The sequence below is a fragment of the Salinimicrobium sp. CAU 1759 genome, assembly GCF_054482715.1.
In genome coordinates this window covers 1,641,133-1,660,567 of record NZ_JBTLRK010000001.1, presented here as the reverse complement: position 1 = coordinate 1,660,567, position 19,435 = coordinate 1,641,133, and the positions used below count along the sequence as shown (strand labels likewise).

Below are 19,435 nucleotides of genomic sequence, written 5' to 3'. Positions count from 1 at the left end.
AAATATGAAAACACAATCTAAATTAATACATGAAAAGATCTGACACTCAGCTCGTAAAGACAGCACTAACAGGAGCAGCACTTGCTCTTATATTTATTGCGGTTTTTTTATTCGGCGTTGACCAGGCAGATCCCTCCTGGCCACAGTACTGGAAACTAAAGCCCTTTTTCATTGTCCCTCTTGCCGGGGCGATAGGCGGAGTTTTTTATCACCTAATGGGTTACCTGCGCACCCAGGGCAGTTGGAAGAAGGTATTGGGGTTTCTCGTAGGAATCTTGGGATATATAACAATCCTCTGGCTTGAGACTGTATTGGGGCTTAATGGCACTTTATGGCATTAAAAATCGATTCTAACACTTTAATTAACCTAAAAACAAACGATCATGAAAATTAAAAGATTAACTATTACTCTGCTCATTCCCACATTAATTCTGCTACTTCCTTTAATAGGGATGCAAGTTAGTGAGGAAGTTGACTGGGACCTGCGCGATTTTCTAATCATGGGTTTTTTGCTCTATGGAACTGCTCTAACTATTGAATTGATCATGCGGAAAGTGAAGAGTACCCAGAAACGTTTACTTTACAGCGCTATCATCCTGGGACTTCTTTTTCTCATTTGGGCAGAACTGGCGGTAGGGATTTTTGGAAGCCCCTTTGCCGGCAGCTAATCTCCTTATCCATGTAACATGAAGAAGTCAATAGATTTTACGGAAATAATGAGCAATTTCCTAGGACTAATTATTCTTAGCCTTGGCATCCTGAACCTCATCCTGGTGCATCCCGTGCCCGGAATCATATATGTCCTGCTTTCCCTGCTTTTCTTTTCTCCTGTAGAAAATTTTTTCAAGCGGAAATTCAGGTTTTCGATTCCTTTTCCCGCATTGCTGGTACTTGCGCTGGTGATTTTTTGGTTTACTCTCGGAGTAAGTGACCTGGCGGAAATGTACGGATTGTAACCTTTTTAGATCTTTGTCCAAAATGGCAGAAGCATCATGGCAATGGCGGGATTCTTGCACAAATCCTGAAAACGAATAGGAAAGCTGATGGAGTATTTTGTAGATGAAAATTCAATTGTGCGGAAGATATGGGGAAAGAGTGACACCATCCTTTTCATCTTCGCCGGAGCCTCAGCCGAATTCGCCCTAAACAAGGCGGTGGACTGGCTCTATTTTACCGGAAAACTTCCTGCCGATCCCCTGGCCAGGTTATTTTCTACGGTAACTTATGCTCGGCAGATCGTCTTCCTGTCCAAACCCGAGGCCGAAGCAGCAATAAACAGGATCAACTCCATTCATGCCGACGTAGAGAACAAGCGCGGCAGCCAAATTCCGCAATGGGCATACCGGGATGTTCTCTACATGCTCATTGGTTACTCCATTCGCGCCTACGAACTGCTGGAAGAAAAATTGAGCGAGGACGAAAAACAGGAGGTTTTTGATGTGTTTTATAGAGTGGGAACAGGAATGGGAATAGAAGATCTGCCACAAAATTACCATGAATGGTTGCTACAAAGAGAGCAACACATGGAGGAGGATCTTGTTGAAAGCAGGTACAGCAAAGATCTTTACCGGCAGTACAGGAAACACCTCGGCCCTCTGCGCTTCTGGTTCCTGCTGCAGGTACAGGAACTGGTTTGTCCATCACGGGTAAAACAGTTGCTCCACCTGACTCAAATCCCTGTCATCCCTCCTGCCCTGACGCTTTATAAGGCAAGTCGCAAAATAAAACTCGACCACCTCTTAAAATCTCTTCTACTCCCGGGAGATTACAAAGAGCAGATAAACGAACTGGACAGAATAGAAAAATTGCAGGCAGAAATTGCTAAAGCATGATTTATTCTAAAGAAGTAGGGCCCCGAAGATCTTTTTTGAAGTCCGCCTCAGTAATGATTCGTAGGAACCTGTCTTCCAGCTCCAACTAGGTTTTATTCAATATCTTGCAGTGGGTTGTTTATTTTCAAGCTTGAATAGAATAAACAACTAAATGTGTTTTGATATAACTAGTTGACTATAATTTTAATAAACATGAAAAATTTACAATTATTACTTATAGTTATTCTACTGCTTAGCTGTAAAAATGAAAAAACTGTTGAGTTTGATGAGAAAAACAGGAACGGTGATTCATTAATAAACTCGGTCAAAGAAAGATTCTTCAGAATGGAACAAGATGCGCTAAGTGAAGAGTATAAAGGGATATTTACCGAAAACGAAAAGCATGACAGTTTGTTTACTATAAAAGCAACTAACATATCAACAGATCCAATTATTAATGCCGCTATTAAGTTTTTGAATAATTTATCACCTGAACAACTGGATGCCACTACTTTTAAAATTGACGATAGAGAATGGAGGAAATGGTCAAATGTTGACAATGGAATTTATGATAGACAGGGAATAAGCTTAAAAGAGATGAATTCTGAACAAAAAAAGGAGGCTTTTAACTTAATGAGTGCTTCATTAAGTGCTAAAGGTTTGCAGTTAAGTAAGGATATAATGAAAACAGACCAAACATTAAGAGAACTTAATAATGGTTCAGCTGATTATCATGAAGAACTTTATTTTTTTACAGTAATGGGCGAGCCATCAAAGACTGATCCCTGGGGATGGCAATTAGATGGACATCATTTGGTAATAAATTATTTTGTTTTAGGAGATCAGATTGTTATGTCGCCTGTATTTATGGGCGCAGAACCAGTAATAACCACTTCAGGAAAATATAAAGGCAATACATTATTTCAGGATGAACAGAATTTAGGATTAGCTTTTATGAGATCTTTATCGAAAGATGAACAACAAACGGCAACTTTATCAAATAGAAAAGATGAGAATAATATTAAAGCTGAAGCAAACAAAGACAATCTTATCCTAACTTATCAAGGACTTAACATAAATGCTTTAGCAGATACAAAAAAAGAAAAGTTGCTTGAACTTATTTTTCAATATATATCGAATATGAGAGAGGGCCATCAAAAAATAAAAATGGATGAAATAATAAATCACATGGACCAAACCTGGTTTGCCTGGGTAGGAGAAACGAATGATGAATTGGTCTTTTATTATAGAATTCATAGTCCAGTAGTTCTAATTGAATTTGACCATCAAATAGCCGTAGGCGTTCCTAATTCTGATAAAGATCAGCCAACAAGAAATCATATCCATACAATTGTCAGAACCCCAAATGGGAATGATTATGGAAAGGATTTGCTTAAAAAACATTTAAAGGAACATCATTAAAACTATAGCTAACATTTGATTGAAAATCCTATTTAAGTTACCTCTACCTATTTCTCTGCCGCTCCTCTCTTCAACCCTCTACCCCGGCCTAGTTCATTTTCAGCATTTTCATTTTTCTTATCCTGTAAGTCCTTCATCATTTTCCATGTAAATTTTGAATCTTCGGAGTCTAGTCAAATTTTACTTACAAAAGCCAAAACCCACGGCTTTTATCTCTATATTTATTAGCTATACTTTTGATAATGAATAACTTATTAAAAGAAAAAAGTTCTAGGAACCTGGAAGGATGGAATAAAAGCGCGATCCAGGAAAGGGTAATTTAAAGAACCGGACCTAAAAAGCTGCCCTTAAGAGGTTTCAGAAGAATTTTTGGAGCACTATAGTGGCTACCGATAGTATATCCAAGAAAAAATGTCTTGGTTCTCTGATCTGTTTAAGATTGTTAGTGCCAAAAAATGCTGGAAATGTAAACCTTCAACAAAAGATGAAAGCAAAAACAATAAAAGGAACTTCACCGGCAAAGATACAGGCAGCTCTTGATGAAAGCACCAGGGATGGATTCAAACCAACGCTTTCTATTATCACCCTTACCAACATTGAAAATGCTGAACCCTTACGATCTATATTTGACAGGAACGGCATTGCAATTTTCGGGATCACTACAGCCCAAAAATTCACAGAAAAAGGAATGGAATCCGACGATATCGTGGCAATGCTATGGGTAGCACTAAAAGAAAAATAGGCGATAATAGCCAAAACCATAAAGGGAATTTCACAATAACACCTGCTGTGTGGTAGCCTTAAATGAAAAATAAAAAATCTATTTCTATGAAAGCAAAATCAATACATGGCAAGTCAGTCGCTGATATACAGGAAACCTTGGATCGAGCCATAGACGATGGTTTCGATCCAACCCTGGCCATAATCTTCATGTCTATTAAGCACGACAGAAATGCCATCTGCAAATTAATGGATTCCAAAAACATTGATGTCTTTGGTGCTACCTCCTGTGGAGAGTTTACAAACGGTCTCCAAACAGAAGGGGAAATTGCCATGCTGCTGTTAAACTTATCAAAAGAACATTATAAAATTCTTTTTGAAAATATAAGGGGTAGAAACCTGGGAGATACTACTTCAAACTTGGCCATTGCCGCCAAAAACCAATTTAGTAATCCATCACTTATTCTTTGCAGCACAGGAATGACTGTTGAGGGTGAGTATTTTGATGGCGAGACGTTCATTAACAGCATTAATGAAGACATTGACCCTAATAGAATATACTTCGGCGGTATGGCAGGTGACGACTGGACGTTTTCGGGATCCTTTCTGTTTACTAATCAAGGAGAAACAGATTTTGGAATGGCTGCTATCGCTTTTGATGCCGATAAGGTATCGCTCAATGGAATGGCCATCACCGGATGGAAACCGATGGGAATTTCAAGACGGGTTACCAGGAGCAAGGGAAACCTGCTTTATGCTATTGATGGCAAACCTGCCGTCGAAATGTACTATAAGTATCTTGGGCAGGCCGAAAAGCTGGATGATGAGAGTTTTGACATGTTTAAAGATCTATCCATTTACTACCCTTTTATTGTAAAAAGAGCCTCAGGGGAAACGGTCTTGAGGAGTCCATTAAGCATTGATGCTACAGAGCATGCGCTTAAAATGGACACAGAAATGCCGGAAGGAACGGAGTTTTGGTTTACGGTACCACCGGATTTTGATATTTCTGAAGAAATCACCGCTAAAGCAAGTGAACTAAAAGAGAAAAATGGCACCGATGCTGATGCCCTGCTTATTTTTTCATGTGCTGGCAGGCCACCAGTTTTAGGTCCCCTGGTTACAGTCGAAAATGAAGGTTTGGCAGATGTGTGGAATGCCCCAATGGCAGGTTTCTTTACGTATGGAGAATACGGACGGACACCCGGAGGAAAACAGGAATATCTCTCTGGCGCATGTTGTTGGGTAGCATTAAAGGAAAGATAGAATGGATAAAAATCTGCAAATCATTAATGACTTCATTCAGCAAGATCCAAATATGTCTGCAGAAGATAAAGAGTCTGCCCTTAAGGCTTTAAAAGCTGTTGACAGAGAACTTCAGATTTTGTCTTTTAAGCTCGACCGCACCGAGAAAGTGAAACGAACAACGGCCATCCTTCTCGAAGAAACTATCGAAGAACTGGAGCAAAAAAGAAAAGCTGTAGAAGAAGCATTGACAGAACTTAGAGTCACACAGGACCAACTCATCCAGCAGGAAAAACTCGCCTCCCTGGGACAACTCACTGCAGGCATTGCCCATGAGATCAAGAATCCGCTAAATTTTGTAAATAATTTTTCTGAACTAAGTAGCGAACTTATCGATGAAGCATTTCAAGAGGCGGTAAAAGTGAGCGACTCCTATGCCAAAGAAGAGATCCTGGCACTTTTAAAAGACGTAAAGGTAAATCTGTCCAAGATACATGAACATGGCACCCGTGCAAATGGTATAGTGACCTCCATGCTTCAACATTCCCGTGGTGGAGACGGAAAAATGGAGCCAACGCCCCTCAATCCGCTTATAAAGGAATATGTAAACCTGGCCTTCCACGGCATGCGGGCCGGCAAGGAAGCCATCAATGTAACTATAGACCTGCAGCTGGATGAAACAATTGGTAATGTACCTCTTGTAGCTGAAGATTTTTCCCGGGTGCTCTTAAATTTGTGTAACAACGCATTTGATGCGCTGCGAACACATTGCGCAGAGCGTTCGGCTCATGGAAAACCTTACACACCACAACTAACCGTTCGCACCAGATCGGAGAACAGCCATATCCTGGTTGAAGTACAGGACAATGGTCCCGGCATTCCCGCCGAGATCAAAGACAAAATCCTGCAGCCATTTTTCACCACAAAAAAAGGCACACAGGGTACCGGGTTGGGATTGAGTATCACAAATGACATTGTGAAGGCGCATGGGGGAGAATTGATCATCAAAACCGAAGAAGGTAATGGCAGCGTGTTCTCTTTTTCACTTCCTGCAAATAAAATCTGAATACTGGAAATTAGAACTTAAAGAGTTTCAATGGTTAAACCAGGATTTTCTTTTTGTATCAGAATTATGGCTTATCAATGATACACCAACCAAACACGCCCCACTTCGGGCATCATCATATTAACCGATCGTCCATGATCAAATTCTTCAAATCGTTTGTTTCATAAACGCACAAACATCTTTACACAATACAGTAATTCTATGCTTCCAAAGCCGCCCGTCACTTGTTTTATGGTTTACCATCTTCAGAATATTTCTTTAAATCTTTTCTCCTCCTCAAAACCAACAGCTTTTTAAACTAATTTCGGCCCTTTACTCAGGAAATGTTACAAAGATTATATAGGGGTTATGTGGGTTCTTTTAAGGACCTGAGACGGGAGGTATGGCTCCTTGCTTTCATCACTTTCATTAACAGGGCAGGTACAATGGTGATCCCATTCCTGTCTCTGTATCTAACTGAAAACAGAGGATTTTCACTTGAAGATGTAGGTTGGATACTAACCTTCTTTGGCTTGGGTTCTGTGGCCGGCTCATGGTTGGGTGGTAAGCTCGTGGACAAGATTGGACATTATAAAACTATGGCTTTGAGTCTACTGGTGTCGGGAGTCTTCTTTATCTTTTTACAGTTCCCTGTTTCTTTTTGGGGGATCTGTGCCGGGATCTTTATGGTCATGCTGGTAGCCGATGCCTTTAGACCTGCAGTCTTTGTCGCCATTAATGCCTACAGTAGACCAGAGAACAGAACACGATCTGTTACCCTTATAAGACTTGCCATTAATCTGGGCTTTTCTGCAGGTCCTGCAGTGGGCGGCTTGATCATTGCAAGTGCCGGGTATAGCGGACTCTTTTGGGTAGATGGGATCACCTGCATCCTCGCCGGATTTCTCTTGTTGAAACTGCTCCACCCGAAGAAAGCTGTAGAAAATCCCAAAGAGCTCATTAGCATTCCGAAGTCCATGATGAGTGACAAACCTTATCTCGTCTTTATTGGAGCTATGATCTTATTCGGGTTTGTTTTTCTTCAGTACTTTTCGACCATGCCCCTTTATTATTCCAGGATCCATTATTTAAGCGAATTCGAGATTGGCGTGCTGCTGGGATTGAACGGATTTCTTATCTTTTTATTTGAAATGCCCCTCATTAAGTACCTGGAATCAAAAATCCGCTCCCCGCTTTTTCATGTGATAACAGGAACTGTGCTTGTAGCCATAAGTTTTCTTCTTATCAATCTTACGGGTTGGGTGGGAATATTGCTTGTGGGTATGATCTTTATGACCATAGGTGAAATGATAGCTTTTCCCTTTTCAAATAGTTTTGCACTGAAAAGAGCTGAAGGCGGAAAGCAGGGAGCTTATATGGCTCTTTACAGCATTGCATTCTCCATAGGACATATTTTTGGTCATAACTCCGGAATGCAGTTGATCAACAAATTTGGATACACCCTCACCTGGAATGTGATGATCATCCTTTCCCTGATCTCCTGCGGACTTGCTGCCTACGTGATCTACCTGGTGAAAAAGGAGAAGAACTCTACTGTTATTGGGTATAATGGAACCTAAAATATTCTAAAGTTTCATTTGAATAATCAGGTTCTAACATGAATAAAAATCATGTTCAAATTTACCATTTTTCAGAGGTAAGCTTTGCTGTTAAATGAAGTACATTTTTTCGCCCAAAAAGTCTGTTTCCAAAAAGGCATTTTGGAGACCTCTGTTAAGGGGCATTCCGGCTATTATCAGAACTCATTAAAATTCAGTAGCTTTATAAGGATACTTCAAACTTTGGACCTTCCTTACTGAATCTATCGCATGGAGTGGCAGCCCCTGTTGCCGGTCCCACTGAAGTTTAATTGTAAAATCACATTGTTCTATGCTAAGATCATTTTTAATAAGTGTGGTTCTTTTCTCCCCACTCCTGGGATTTTCGCAGTTAAACGACACTCTAAGCAATCCGCTTATTCCGGCAGAAAAACTCGAGTTACTAAAGAATATTGATATCAGCTTTGGTATGCGTATGGAGTTTCAGGCATATACCTTCAGGGGCGGCGACAACTATTATAACGGGGTACAGTTCCGCAACGGGTTTACGGCACTAGGGATTTCTGGGAAATTACATGAAAGGGTGAATTTCAGTTTTAGAAACCGCTTTAACAAAGGCAGCGATGTGCAAACTCTCGACAACCTGGGCAGCGATATTGAACTGGCCTATATTGATGTGCAGCTGGCTCCATCTTTTAATATTTTGCTCGGAAAAATGAGTGCTTTCTACGGCGGCTATGAGTATGAATTCAGTCCGCTTTATGTTTTAGAGTACAATGACATTTACAACAATGCCCTGGCTTTTGTTACAGGGGCAGGATTAATTTATCAGCCTTTCGAGGCACATAAATTCGGGTTACAGGTCCTAAACTCACGCACCATGCATTACGACGACCTCTACGGAGATATAATTGCAGAAAATATTCAGGAACCGGACTGGCCGGTAGCTGTGGTTGGGAACTGGCGCGGAAGCTTTTTCGACAACAAATTTCAAACTATCTATAGCATGAGTTACTCCAATGAAGTGAAAAAGAGAGGAACCTATTTTTTCACTTTAGGACATAAATATCAGACACAGAGGTTGACCCTAATGTATGATTTTCATTACAGTTACGAAGAGGTGGACACCAAGGGGATCATGACCAGCATTGTCGGAAATCAGGTGGCCGAAGATGTGCTTTACACCGAAAACTGGTTAAGAGCAGAATATAGCTTCAGCTCAAGATTCGAGGCTTTGTTGACCCTCATGACCAGCAGCGCGTATGCTAATGCCGGGAGCGATAATAAACATGTGCGAACGAGCTACGGCGCCATTCCTACTTTATATTACAAGCCGTTCGAAAAGATTGACCTTCGGTTTTACCTGGCTTATATTGGGCGTTATTATGATTATTCAGATTATGCATTAGACAATTTTAGTGTCTCTAATTACAATAAAAATGAGGTGCGGGTGGGCTTTATTGCTCCCCTGCTGTTATTGTAAAACCACGATCTTGAAGATTAACTGGCGATCATGCTAAGCTATATATTCCAGTGCACGGTTACCCGGATTCATGAAAGATCGGAAATATCATTTTTTTAAATATGAAATTGAAAACTAAGGGGGGCGGTAATTTAAAAAACCTTCCTGCTTTCTATGACTTCTTAATACTGTAGGAGGATTCTGCACTATAAAATAACCTGATTAGCCGATGTTTAAAAGATAAACGCCATCCTCCTATTTCCTTCAGAATTCACTACTTTTGACGGAAATTTTCTTTGGTGAAGTACGTGCGCCTTTTTTGCCTTTTTTCGATCCTCTTTTTTTGGGGCTCTTCCACTTATGCCCAGGAGGAAAGGAAGATACGCTATGAGAGTGAACGCTTTTCCAGGGATGATCAAAAATATCCCGGCGCGCTTATTCTGACAAAGATCAACGAACAGGTGCATTTTATGCACCAGGGAATTGAGGTTTGGTGTGACCAGGCGATTCACTATGCCGAAGAGAACTTTTTCAAGGCCTATGGAAATGTACGCATGGAACAGGGTGATACCGTTACCATGACCAGCCAGTATGCCGAATATAACGGGAACACCCGTTTTGCCTTTGCCAGCGGAAATGTTTTCATGAGGAATCCGCAATCCAGCCTCCAAACAGACACCTTGTTCTTTGATCGTACCAAGCAGCAGGCCTACTATCGCAGTGGAGGCACGATAAGGGACACGGCAAGTGTCTTAAAAAGCCGGGTTGGCCGCTATTTTCTTGAAGAAGAGAAATACTCTTTCACTTCTGAAGTAGTGATCACAAACCCCGATTACGTACTACGGTCTACCCAGCTCGATTTTTATTCGGAAACGGGAAATGCCTATATGTATGGACCATCCACCATAACCAGTGAGGCTTCGACGATCTACTGCGAAAGGGGATTTTACGATACGCGGGGAGACACAGGATATTTTGTAAAGAATTCAAGAATTGATTACGAAAACCGCATTTTAGAGGGGGATAGCCTCTACTTCAACCGAAATACGAACTTCGCTTCGGCCACTAACAATATAAAAGTTACAGACACTATTAATCGCAGTATAATTCGCGGCCATTATGCTGAGGTATTCCGGGAGAAAGATTCCGTATTTATTACTAAACGAGCCGTAGCAGTAAGTGTACAGGAACAGGACTCAATTTACATTCACGCAGATACCCTTATGGTCACGGGGAAACCGGAAGACAGGGTGATCCGTGGATTTTATGACGTGCGCCTTTTCAAAAGCAACATGAGTGGTAAAAGCGATTCCATTCATGTACGTGAAGCTACGGGACTTACCCAAATGCTGGGACGGCCGGTACTTTGGTCAGAGAATAATCAGCTTACAGGAGATACCATTCACCTACTCAACAATGTGGAGACCGAAGAACTCGATTCTCTTAAAGTGTATGACAATGCCTTCATGATACAAAAGGACAGCCTTGGAGGGTATAATCAGCTCAAAGGCCTTCAGATGTACGGAAAGTTTAAGGACAACGACCTGCAACAGGTAGACCTGGTAAAAAACACCGAAACCCTCTATTACATGAGGAGCGAAAACGGGGATCTAATTGGGATCAACAAGACCTTATCCAGCTCCATAAGTATTTTTATGGAGGAGCAGCAGGTGGTGGATATTTATTATTACAACCAGATCGACGGAATTCTTTATCCTGAAAGTCAGCTGCCGGAAAGTGACAGGACCTTAAAAGGATTTAACTGGCGCGGAGAAGAACGAATCAACTCGGTGGAAGATCTCTTTGAAGATGACCCCGAGTATGAACCTGTAAGAATAGAAGGAATTCCATTACCTGAAGAAGAGGGAAGTTTCTTTGAAAAGGAAAAGCGGGACAGGCCATTACTGAATACTAAAAGCCGTCTAAAAGAAAAGGACCTTCAGGAGCGACCTGCAGATACGATTCCTGCCGCAACTAATGGAGCGACAGAACCACAACCTCTTTTAAAGCAGGAGGAAGTAGAAAACCTTCCTGCACAGGATTCTGTGCAGCCACCGCAAAAACAGTTACCGGTGCCCACTAAACAGCAGGATAGCATCTCCCCTGCCGTTACAATTCAACCCAAAAAAGACTAGTAAATTGAGACAGGATTTCCTCAAATATCAGGCGCAAACATCGCCCCATCCGCTGGCGCTGGAAGTTTCCCATGCTGAGGGCTCTTATATTTTTGATTCTGCCAATAAGGAATACCTTGACTTTGTGGCAGGTGTATCTGCCTGTACTTTGGGCCACTGCCATCCTCGGGTGGTAAATGCAATTAAACAGCAGGCAGAGAAATATCTTCATGTCATGGTGTATGGAGAATATGCGCAGGGGCCTGCTGTAGAGCTTTGCAGGTTACTGGCTGAACAATTACCTGCCCCGCTGGAGAAAACATACCTTACCAATTCGGGAACGGAGGCTATTGAAGGGGCTTTAAAACTGGCCCGGCGATGTACCGGCAGGACCGGGATCGTTGCTGCTAAGAATGCATATCACGGTAATACCATGGGCTCCCTAAGTTTAATGACTTATGAGGAAAGGCAGAAACCTTTTCGCCCGCTCATTGGAGATGTGTCATGGATAGAATTCAACAAGGAAAGCGATCTTCAAAATATAACTGAAAATACGGCCGGAGTGATCCTCGAAAGTATACAGGGGGGTGCGGGTTTCATTCAGCCGCAGGATAATTACCTGAAGAAAGTAAAAGCCAGATGCGAAGAAGTGGGTGCACTGCTCATCCTGGATGAGATCCAGCCGGGCTTCGGTAGAACCGGGAAGCTTTTTGGGTTTGAGAACTATGACATGGTGCCGGATATTGTCGTAATGGGAAAAGGTATGGGCGGCGGAATGCCAATTGGAGCTTTCACCTCTTCTTCAACAATAATGGACAGCCTTAGTGATAACCCGAAAATGGGCCACATCACCACTTTTGGAGGGAACCCGGTGATCGCGGCAGCTGCATTAGCTACCCTGCAGGAATTAATAGAAGGAGACCTGGTGGAACAGACGCTTCAAAAAGAGCAATTATTTAGAAAATTATTGGTTCATCCGTTGATCGAAGAAGTTCGGGGAAGAGGATTAATGCTCGCTCCTATCCTGAATTCTGAAAAAATTGTTAATGAATTGGTAATTAGAGCTCAGGCTAAAGGCCTCATTTTGTTCTGGTTACTATTTGAAGGAAAAGCTGTTAGAATTACGCCGCCGCTAACTATATCAATAGATGAGATCAAAAAAGGTTGCGGCATAATTATTGAAATACTAGACGAATTAATGCAGTAGATTAAAATGTTGATTACTTTGTTAACAACATATTTAGATTTTGACCCGGTCGCTGTAGAACATTTATAACTTTAATACTGTAGAAATCAGTAACAAACTGCTTATGCTATTAAGCCATAACGAAGAAAACAATTTTTCCCTTACTCGTTTTGAATCGATGCTGAAGACTAATGATGTGTTATTCTTTGACTCCGATGAGTTCGAGAATATTATTCATTACTATTTAGAGAACGGAAAAATTGCTCTTGCTAAAAAAGCTGTAAAGCTCGGTCTCTCACAACACCCTTCTTCGGTTAACCTGAAGTTGTTGCGTGTGGAGATCCTGGTTTTTGAAGACAAGCTTGACCAGGCAGAGGGAATACTGAACGAAATTTACGAACTGGAATCCTCCAACGAGGAGATCTATATTCAGAAAGCCAATATTTTATCTAAAAAGGACCTGCACCGTGAAGCCATTGAGATGCTGGAAACAGCACTTGAACTGACGCATGATGAGGCAGATGTCTATTCCCTCCTGGGAATGGAATACCTTTTCCTGGAAGATTTTGAAAATGCAAAGCTCAACTTCATGAAGTGCCTAGAAGCCGATGAAGAAGACTACTCGGCGCTTTATAATGTCATGTACTGCTTTGATTTTCTTGAACAAAAACAGGGAGCAATAGATTATCTCAACAGCTTTCTTGACAGGAATCCATATTCCGAAGTCGCCTGGCACCAGCTGGGAAAACAGTACTTTGACCTGAAGAACTACAAGAAAGCCCTTTCTGCTTTTGATTTTGCGATCATTAGTGACGATACCTTTATTGGAGCTTATCTGGAAAAAGGAAAGGTGCTGGAGAAACTGGGCCGGTTCAATGAAGCCATTGAGAACTATACCATCACCATGGATCTTGATGATCCTACTTCCTTTGCGTATCTAAGGATCGGGAAGTGTTATGAGAAACTGGGACTTGATGAACTGGCTCTTAAGAACTATCGCCAAACCGTACATGAGGATCCTTTGCTGGATAAAGGCTGGATCGCCATTACCGATTTCTTTTACAAGAAGAAGAATTACAACAAAGCGCTTTACTACATCAATAAGGCTATAGCCATTGATGGGGAAAATGTTTTGTATTGGAAGCGATATGCCCGCATCAATAACAGGCTACAACATCTTGAGGAGGCTGAGAGAGGTTATAGAAGAAGCCTTGAATTGGGAAACTACGAATTGGAGACCTGGATCAAGAGATGTGATATTCTTATCGATCTTGGCGAATTTGAAGCAGCTGTACAAAACCTGTTACAGGCCACGGAATTTTATCCAGAAACAGCCGAAATAGAATACCGCCTCGCGGGACTTTATTTTATGCTGCACGAGCCAGAGAACGGTAACAAGCACCTTAATAACGCCCTTAAGATGGACTCCGAATATTATATCATCATTGAAGAGCTTTTCCCTTCAATTTTCGCGAGAAAATCTGTCAAGGATAAAATAAAGATGCACCTCAAATCTTGCAGTTAATTCTTTTAACTTTGCGCACCTCAAAACAAGACGATGCGACGAAGTTTTAAAGATTACCTTCTTATTTCGGCAAAAGGAATGGCCATGGGTGCCGCAGATGTGGTTCCCGGAGTTTCTGGCGGTACCATAGCATTTATTTCAGGAATTTATGAAGAGCTCATTTCCACCATAAGCGGTGTGAAAGTGAGCCTTCTTTACACCTGGAAGAATGAGGGTTTTAAGGCGTTCTGGAAAGAATTTAATGGCAACTTCATAATTGCCCTTTTAGGAGGCATACTTTTCAGCATTTTTACCGTAATGCGTGTGACAAACTATCTGCTTGAGAATCACCCTATTCTCATTTGGGCTTTCTTCTTTGGACTCGTACTTGCCAGTGTTTACTATGTTGCCAAGCAGATCCCGAAATGGACCTTTAACGTCTTTCTTTTCCTCATAATTGGAGCCGGGGTCGCACTTTATATCACTTCCCTGCCTCCGCTGACTGCTGCAGCCAGTGACCTGTTCCTGTTCTTTGCAGGAGCAATTGCTATTTGTGCAATGATCCTTCCGGGAATTTCAGGGGCTTTTATTCTGGTTCTTTTGGGTGCTTATAAAACAGTAAGCGAAGCTGCACACGACTTTGATCTTAAGATCCTGGGAATTGTGGCTCTCGGAGCTATTTTTGGCCTCCTCTCTTTTTCGCGACTTCTCAAGTGGCTTTTCGTAAATTACAGTACCCTTACCCTGGCCACTTTGACGGGATTTATTGCCGGTTCCCTTAATAAGATCTGGCCCTGGAAAAGAGTTTTGGAAACTGCGTCTTACGGGGATAAATCTGTAGTACTTAGAGATGAGTCGGTTATGCCGTGGAATTTTGCTTCAGAACCTCATACGCTTCAGGCTTTTGTACTTATGCTTGCAGGATTTGCCCTTATTCTTATCTTAGAGGGCCTCGCAGAAAAAAAGCCGGTGCAGGAAAATGCAGCAAACCCGAACGTTTAGCGACAAGGTATTTCTAGTTATCAAAGGCATCCTTATGGGTGCCGCAAATAAGGTTCCAGGAGTTTCCGGCGGAATGGTAGCTTTCGTTGCAGGCTTCTATGAGGAATTTATCTATTCCCTGCGTCGCATCAATTATAATTCCCTCAAATTACTGGTCAATGGAAGATTTCGCAGTCTTTGGTATTATGCGAACGGTCGTTTTATTTCCCTGCTCATTCTGGGAATGGTGATAAGTTACTTTTCCGTTTCCCTTATGCTGGACTATCTTATTACCCGCTACGAGCTATACGTATGGGCAGCTTTCTTCGGCATGATCCTCGGTTCGATCTACTACATCAGCAAAGATTTTGAGGAATGGAACCGGCGGAATATTGGCTTTATGCTGCTGGGGATCATTGTAGGAGTCAGCATCAGCTTTCTCGAGCCTGCAGCCGAAAATGACAACCTGTGGTTCGTCTTTTTCTGCGGAATTGTAGGTGTATCAGGAATGACACTCCCGGGTTTGTCGGGTTCTTTTATCCTTATTCTCCTTGGAAATTATGTCTTGCTCCTGGTAGATTCGGTGAACGCTTTATATCTCACCCTGTCGGAAATGTTCATGCTGGATTTTTCCTTTTGGGAGAATGAAGAAAGGCTAAGGTTGCTTCAGGTCTTAATGGTCTTTACCGCAGGTTCAATTACCGGCCTGGTTTCCCTTTCTCACATTTTAGGATATCTCCTGAAGCATTATAAAAGTGCAACTTTTGCCGTGATCATTGGCTTTATTACCGGTTCCCTGGGAGTGGTATGGCCGTGGAAAGAGGCTGAGTATCGTCTTAATACCGAAGGTGTTTTTGTCCTTGACCAAAGCGGCAACAAGATCATTGATAACTATGACAGGTACTTACCACAGCTGGACCAATGGAGCACCTGGCTGGCAATTTTCTTTATAATCCTTGGAGCTTTACTGGTACTCTGGATAGCTCTGGCTGAATTAAAAAACAAAAGATCTCATGCGTAAATTCGGATTGATTGGCCGGAATATCTCCTATTCCTTTTCAAGGAAACATTTCGCTGACAAGTTTAGCAGGGAAGGTATAGCAGCCACCTATGAGAATTTCGACCTGCAGAAAATTGAAGAATTCCCGGAAATTCTAAAAAAGAATCCGGAATTGAAGGGTCTTAACGTCACCATTCCATATAAGCAGGCAATTTTCCCTTTTTTGGATACTCTTGATCCTGTTGCTGAAGCAATTGGTGCTGTAAATACTATTAAAGTCGAAAAGGACGGCAGCCTCACAGGTCACAATACCGATTATTATGGATTTGCCGAAGCTTTAAAACCACACCTGGAAGTTCATCATAAAAAGGCGCTCATCCTGGGAACCGGCGGTGCTTCCAAAGCGGTGAACTATGCATTGAAGACTCTGGGGACCACAACTACTTTCGTCTCCCGCACCCCTTCCAAAAATGACATTTCCTATGAAGATTTATCTGCGGAATTCTTGAAAGATCACACCGTTATTGTGAACACTACTCCTCTGGGTACCTTCCCCAACACTGAAGAATTCCCTGCACTTCCGGTTGAGCATTTAAGTTCCAGGCACCTGCTGTTTGACCTTATTTATAATCCGCCGAAAACGGCTTTAATGAAACTGGCTGAAGACAGGGGAGCCACAATCCTCAACGGACAGAAGATGCTCGAACTTCAGGCAGAAAAGGCATGGGAAATATGGAACCAGAGTTAATTTCTGCAGCACTACGTCAAATTCACAAATAGCCTCAAAGCCTTGTTAGGTACACGGGGAGTTGTTATCTTTCAGCATTATTATTTGAATATTGAACCCTAACATTGAAAGATATGTCTGAGAAAGAAAAACTGTCAAATCAGGAGCAACCGGAAAAGCGGAATAATGAACTTGATCCACAAGAGCAATCCGGCGCCGAAAAGACAGAAAAAACAGCTGAAAAAGCTTCCGAAAAGAAGGAAGAGAGAGATTCCATTGCCGATGCAATGGTAGATGAGGCTAAAGCAACCGAAGATAAGAGAGATGCCGAGCCCGGCACCTCTGCCGAAGCGGCTTTGCACCACGATGATGAGGAGGAAGAAAGACCAGCTTCTCAGAAAAAAGAAACTGCCAAACCTGCTGCAAACAAAGCGGCTTCTTCAGAAAAACCTGTTGAAAATAAAGAAGACAAGGATTCTATTGCCGATGCCATGGTAGATGAAGCCAAATCGACTGAAGACAGGAAAGATTCGACGGCGACTTCTCCCGAAGCGGCTTTGGAAACTGATGAAGAAGATGAGGAAAGAGCAGCTTCAAGATCAGGATCTTCAGAAGAGCCTATGACTGCCGAGGAAAGATCTTCAGAAGAAAAAGGAGAAGCCAAAAATCCCTTTTTTGACTCCAATAGTCCGGGGACTTCAGATGAAAAGGTGAGCGATAAAACTTCCGAAGAGAAGCTGGATCCTTCAGAAAAAGATGAAGAGTCTTCTGCACCAAAGAAGCCACGTGACGCGCAAAGTGAGGTGGACGAGGCCGTAGCCGAAGATAGTGAAGACGAAACTACGCATGAGCGCCATGGCATTGAAAAGAAGGATTATCATGCCATGAGCAAAGAAGCTCTGGCCGATGAGCTGGAAAAACTGGTCAAGCAAGAGAAAGTCCAGGCTATTAAAGAGCACGTAGAAGAAATTCGCGCCGAATTCAATGCCAAATTTGATGAGGAAATGGAAGAGAAAAAGGAGGAGTTTCTTGCTGAAGGCGGGAATATCATCGACTTCCACTACTCTACCCCTCTAAAAAAGCGATTTAACTCCCTGTATTTTGACTACAAGGAAAAAAGAAATAAATATTACCAGCAACTAAAACAGGACCTCAACCAGAACCTTGAAAAAAGGCTCGAGATCATTGAGGAACTAAAAGGCCTGATCGATGTTGAAGAGAATATCAACACCACATACAGGCACTTCAAGGAACTGCAGGATCGCTGGAAAACGGCCGGCCCAATCCCACGGGACAAGTACAATACGGTTTGGAACACTTATCACCACCATGTAGAGAATTTCTATGACTTTTTACATCTAAACAGGGAATTCCGAGATCTGGATTTCAAGCACAATCTTGAGCAAAAACTCAAGATCATTTCCCGTGCTGAGGAACTCACCCAGGAAACAGATACGAACAGAGCCTTTAGAGAGCTACAGATGCTCCACAAGATGTGGAAAGAAGATCTGGGCCCTGTAGAAAAGGAATATCGTGAAGATATTTGGCAAAAGTTCAGTGATGCAACCAAACAAATCCACGATAAGCGACAGGAATATTTTGAGCAACTTGAAAAGGAGTTTGAAAAGAACCTGGAGAAAAAGCAGCAGATCATTGAGCAGATAAGAGAAATAGCTGAAGGAAATTACAGTTCCCACAAACAGTGGCAACAAAAGATCACCGAAGTGGAAGCCCTTCGGGAAGCATTCTTCAATGCCGGAAAAGTGCCGCGTCACGTAAACGATGAGACCTGGAAGAAATTCAAGGAGACGGTGCGCAGTTTCAACCGCAATAAAAATGCTTTCTACAAGAACCAGAAAAAGGAACAGTACGAGAATCTGGAGAAGAAGCAGGAGTTAGTAAAAATAGCTGAAGAACATAAAGACAGTAATGACTTCAAAGCCACCACTCCTCTTATGAAAAAGATCCAGGCCGACTGGAAAAGCATTGGCCATGTCCCACGCAAGGACAGCGATAAGATCTGGAAAAAGTTCAAGGCGGCCTGTAACCATTATTTTGACAGGCTGCATGCTTCCAGAAACGAAGAAAATAAGGAAGAGAACGAAGCTTTTGAGCAGAAAAGAGAACTGCTGGACAAGCTGAAGAACGTTGAACTCACCGGGGATCGAAAAAAGGATCTTCCTACTATCAAGAATTTCATTGAAGAATGGAAGAAGCTGGGCCGTGTCCCACATAGTAAACGGTACATTGAGGGCAAGTTTAACAAAGCCCTTGACCAGGCTTTCGACAAGCTCGACCTTGACAAGAAACAGAGCGAAATGCTCAAGTACGAGAATAAGGTACAGGCTTTGGAAGATTCAGATGATTCAAGAAAGCTCAACAATGAGCATTACTTCCTTACTAAGAAGATCGAAGAAACAAAAGCTGAGATAAGACAGCTGGAAAATAACCTTCAGTTCTTCTCAAATGTGGATGATAAGAATCCGCTGGTACAGGATGTACACAAGAATATCAAGAACCACAAAGAACAACTGAAGATCTGGAAAGAGAAACTTGAAAAAGTAAAGTCTCTTTACGACCAGTAGACCAGAAGGTTCTCAACTAAAAACACCTCTCAAAAATGTTATTTTTGAGAGGTGTTTTGGTTATTAAAGTCTTA

General features: G+C 42.1%; 17 protein-coding genes. All 17 read left to right on the top strand.

Translation table 11 applies throughout. The annotated features are described in order from the left end of the window. The first annotated feature begins 29 nt into the window (after positions 1–29). The 17 genes from ACXYMT_RS07450 to ACXYMT_RS07370 all read left to right on the top strand — a co-directional run bounded on the left by ACXYMT_RS07450 (position 30) and on the right by ACXYMT_RS07370 (position 19,361). Entirely contained in the window at positions 30–341 is a 312-nt protein-coding gene (locus tag ACXYMT_RS07450) for a potassium transporter KefB (protein ID WP_459058453.1), read from the top strand. 42 nt (positions 342–383) lie between these two features. Next, positions 384–668 carry a hypothetical protein gene (locus ACXYMT_RS07445; protein ID WP_459058452.1) on the top strand — a complete coding sequence of 95 codons (285 nt, stop codon included), beginning with the start codon at positions 384–386 and terminating at the stop codon, positions 666–668. Between the two features lie 48 nt (positions 669–716). After that, the gene (locus tag ACXYMT_RS07440) at positions 717–956 is read left to right on the top strand and encodes a hypothetical protein (RefSeq protein ID WP_459058451.1); all 240 of its coding nucleotides are present in this window, start codon (positions 717–719) and stop codon (positions 954–956) included. An 87-nt stretch (positions 957–1,043) separates the two neighbouring features. After that, a complete protein-coding gene (locus ACXYMT_RS07435; protein ID WP_459058450.1) occupies positions 1,044–1,832 on the top strand; it encodes an oxygenase MpaB family protein in 789 nt (262 codons plus the stop codon). Positions 1,833–2,024: 192 nt separating this feature from the next. After that, the gene (locus tag ACXYMT_RS07430; protein ID WP_459058449.1) at positions 2,025–3,233 is read left to right on the top strand and encodes a DUF3500 domain-containing protein; all 1,209 of its coding nucleotides are present in this window, start codon (positions 2,025–2,027) and stop codon (positions 3,231–3,233) included. Between the two features lie 484 nt (positions 3,234–3,717). Continuing rightward, the gene (locus ACXYMT_RS07425; protein ID WP_459058448.1) at positions 3,718–3,975 is read left to right on the top strand and encodes a hypothetical protein; all 258 of its coding nucleotides are present in this window, start codon (positions 3,718–3,720) and stop codon (positions 3,973–3,975) included. Positions 3,976–4,061: 86 nt separating this feature from the next. Continuing rightward, positions 4,062–5,219 (top strand): FIST signal transduction protein, encoded by a 1,158-nt coding sequence (locus tag ACXYMT_RS07420; protein ID WP_459058447.1) that lies wholly within the window; start codon positions 4,062–4,064, stop codon positions 5,217–5,219. A gap of 1 nt (position 5,220) precedes the next feature. After that, positions 5,221–6,264, top strand: a complete 1,044-nt coding sequence (locus ACXYMT_RS07415; RefSeq protein ID WP_459058446.1) for a sensor histidine kinase — start codon at positions 5,221–5,223, stop codon at positions 6,262–6,264. 323 nt (positions 6,265–6,587) lie between these two features. Then, positions 6,588–7,823: an MDR family MFS transporter gene (locus ACXYMT_RS07410; RefSeq protein WP_459058445.1), complete on the top strand. Its 1,236-nt coding sequence runs from the start codon at positions 6,588–6,590 to the stop codon at positions 7,821–7,823. Positions 7,824–8,133: 310 nt separating this feature from the next. Then, the gene (locus tag ACXYMT_RS07405) at positions 8,134–9,285 is read left to right on the top strand and encodes a porin (RefSeq protein WP_459058444.1); all 1,152 of its coding nucleotides are present in this window, start codon (positions 8,134–8,136) and stop codon (positions 9,283–9,285) included. Between the two features lie 278 nt (positions 9,286–9,563). Further along, complete coding sequence (locus tag ACXYMT_RS07400) at positions 9,564–11,399, top strand: OstA-like protein (protein ID WP_459058443.1); 1,836 nt, start codon at positions 9,564–9,566, stop codon at positions 11,397–11,399. Positions 11,400–11,403: 4 nt separating this feature from the next. Then, a complete protein-coding gene (locus tag ACXYMT_RS07395) occupies positions 11,404–12,585 on the top strand; it encodes an aspartate aminotransferase family protein (protein WP_459058442.1) in 1,182 nt (393 codons plus the stop codon). A gap of 103 nt (positions 12,586–12,688) precedes the next feature. Then, on the top strand, positions 12,689–14,089 hold the full coding sequence (locus ACXYMT_RS07390; RefSeq protein ID WP_459058441.1) for a tetratricopeptide repeat protein: 1,401 nt from the start codon (positions 12,689–12,691) through the stop codon (positions 14,087–14,089). Between the two features lie 33 nt (positions 14,090–14,122). Then, a complete protein-coding gene (locus tag ACXYMT_RS07385) occupies positions 14,123–15,070 on the top strand; it encodes a DUF368 domain-containing protein (RefSeq protein WP_459058440.1) in 948 nt (315 codons plus the stop codon). After that, positions 15,048–16,070: a DUF368 domain-containing protein gene (locus ACXYMT_RS07380; RefSeq protein ID WP_459058439.1), complete on the top strand. Its 1,023-nt coding sequence runs from the start codon at positions 15,048–15,050 to the stop codon at positions 16,068–16,070. The genes ACXYMT_RS07385 and ACXYMT_RS07380 overlap by 23 nt, the downstream gene beginning before the upstream one ends. Next, on the top strand, positions 16,063–16,797 hold the full coding sequence (locus tag ACXYMT_RS07375) for a shikimate dehydrogenase family protein (RefSeq protein WP_459058438.1): 735 nt from the start codon (positions 16,063–16,065) through the stop codon (positions 16,795–16,797). The genes ACXYMT_RS07380 and ACXYMT_RS07375 overlap by 8 nt, the downstream gene beginning before the upstream one ends. A gap of 113 nt (positions 16,798–16,910) precedes the next feature. Beyond that, complete coding sequence (locus ACXYMT_RS07370; protein WP_459058437.1) at positions 16,911–19,361, top strand: DUF349 domain-containing protein; 2,451 nt, start codon at positions 16,911–16,913, stop codon at positions 19,359–19,361. Positions 19,362–19,435: the final 74 nt, after the last annotated feature.